Here is a 1,325-nt window from a genome sequence, read left to right on the forward strand (position 1 = left end):
CCGTGGTCCGCGTGCGACGGCGGCGTCCCCCGGCCCGGCGCGCGCGGTCGATGTCGAGGCGGGACGGCGGAGCGGGCACATCGGCCAGTTCCTTGAGCTTCGTGGCCAGTTCGTGGTCGGTCATGCTCGTCCCTCCCGGATCGGTTCGCCCAGCAGCTCGCGGAGCGCGTCCACGGCCTTCGAGGTCTGGCTCTTGACGGTGCCTTCGGAACAGCCCAGCGCCCGCGCGGTCTCCGCGACCGGCAGGTCGCAGAAGTAGCGGAGGACGACGGTCGCGCGCTGCCGGCCGGGCAGCCGGTCCAGCGCGGCCCGCAGGTCGAGCGCCCCTTCGACGTCCGAGCCGGGCATCGGCCGCTCGTGCTCGGCACCGCGGAGGTCCACGCGGCGCCACCACGACGTCCGCTGTTCGGCGAGGAACGTGTTGACCAGCGTCCGGCGCGCGTAGCCGTCCAGGTTGCCCGCGCGGGAGGCCCGGGGCCAGTTCGCGTAGAGCCTGGTGATCGCCGTCTGGACCAGGTCGTCGGCCCGGTGCCAGTCGCCGCAGAGCAGGTACGCGACCTTGCGCAGCCAGCCCGCGCGGGCGGTCACGTACTCGGTGAAGTCGTCCACCGGCGTCCCCCATCCTGTTCGTCACCCCTTTGATGCGCCCGGGAGCCCGGCAGGTTGCCCGGGACGCGCGAGTCGTAGATTCATCGGGGTGCACGACATCGACACGGTGACCGCGGCGACCATCGAAAAGGCCGCCGAGCGGCTGGCCGGGGTGGTGACCCGGACGCCGCTGGAGCCCAGCGCGCGGCTGTCGTCCCGGGTGGACGCCCAGGTCTGGGTGAAGCGCGAAGACCTGCAGACCGTCCGGTCGTACAAGATCCGCGGCGCCTACAACTTCATCGTCCAGCTCGACGAAGCCACCCGCGCGCTCGGGGTCGTCTGCGCGAGCGCCGGCAACCACGCCCAGGGCGTCGCGTACGCGTGCCGCCGGCTCGGCGCGAACGGCCGCGTGTACGTCCCGGGCACCACGCCGCGGCAGAAGCGCGAACGCATCGCGACCCTCGGCGGCGCGCACATCGAGGTCATCGTCGTCGGCGAAACGTACGAAGACGCCTTCGCCGCGGCCAACGAGGACGCCCAGCGCACCGGCGCCACGCTGGTGCCGGCGTTCGACGACGTCCGCACGGTCGCCGGCCAGGGCACGGTGGCGTCCGAGGTGATCGAGCAGCTCGGCTTCGTCCCCGACGTCGTGGTCGTCCCGGTCGGCGGCGGCGGGCTGCTCGCCGGCGTCGGCAGCTGGCTGCGCGAGCGGCACCCCGACGTCCGCGTCGTGGGCG

At 73.7% G+C, this 1,325-nt stretch carries 2 protein-coding genes; one reads left to right on the plus strand and one right to left on the minus strand.

The features are described 5' to 3' along the window. Positions 1-120 precede the first annotated feature (120 nt). Entirely contained in the window at positions 121-609 is a 489-nt protein-coding gene (locus G3I65_RS11790; protein ID WP_160696137.1) for a SigE family RNA polymerase sigma factor, read from the minus strand. A gap of 88 nt (positions 610-697) precedes the next feature. Between G3I65_RS11790 and G3I65_RS11795 the strand changes: the two genes are divergently transcribed. Continuing rightward, on the plus strand, positions 698-1,325 hold a 628-nt coding region (locus tag G3I65_RS11795), incomplete at its 3' end, for a pyridoxal-phosphate dependent enzyme (protein ID WP_160696138.1).

It is taken from the genome of Amycolatopsis sp. SID8362, from assembly GCF_010550475.1.
In the GTDB taxonomy this organism is placed as follows: domain Bacteria; phylum Actinomycetota; class Actinomycetes; order Mycobacteriales; family Pseudonocardiaceae; genus Amycolatopsis; species Amycolatopsis eburnea.